At 74.5% G+C, this 627-nt stretch carries 1 pseudogene; it reads left to right on the top strand.

The features are described 5' to 3' along the window. Positions 1–627: pseudogene (locus AC27KI_RS26760) on the top strand (MFS transporter); the annotation flags it as partial.

The following is a 627-nucleotide window of genomic DNA, read 5'->3' as shown; positions in this document are numbered from 1 at the left end:
CGCCCCTCGCGCGCGCGCGGCCTGGGGCATGCTGCTGGCGCTGGTGTCGGGCTTCGCGCTGAGCCAGGCGTTCCGCACCATCACCGCGATCATCGCCACGGGCCTGCGGGCGGAGTTCGGGCTGTCGCCGCGGCGCTGGGTGCCTTCGCCGGGGCCTTCGCGTTCGCCTTCGGCACCATGCAGCTGTTCATGGGCATCGGGATCGACCTGTACGGCGTGCGGCGCACGCTGCTGGCGGCGTTTCCGCTGGCCATCGCGGGCGCGCTGCTCTCGGCGCTGGCGCCGGGCTACGGACTGGTGCTGCTCGGGCAGGCGCTGATCGGCGTGGGCTGCGCCCCGGCCTTTTTTGGTGTGCACCGTGTTCATCGCGCGGCATTTTCCGGCCCAGCGGTTCGCGGTGGTGTCGGGCGTGGCCATGGGCGTCGGCGGCCTGGGCATGCTGTTCACGGGCACGCCGCTGGCCTGGCTGGTGCAGCACGCGTCGTGGCGCTGGGGGTTCGGCGTGCTGGCGGGCCTGGCCGCGCTGGCGTGGCTGCTGATCTTCTGGAAGGTGCACGAGTCCGCGCGGCCGCACGCGGACGGCGCCCCGCGCGAATCGGTGGGCGCCGCCGTGCGCGGCTTCGCGGC

This window comes from Acidovorax sp. KPB24-03, assembly GCF_057546605.1.
The sequence above is the reverse complement of the archived record's forward strand: the minus strand, read 5'-3'. Positions and strand labels throughout refer to the sequence as shown.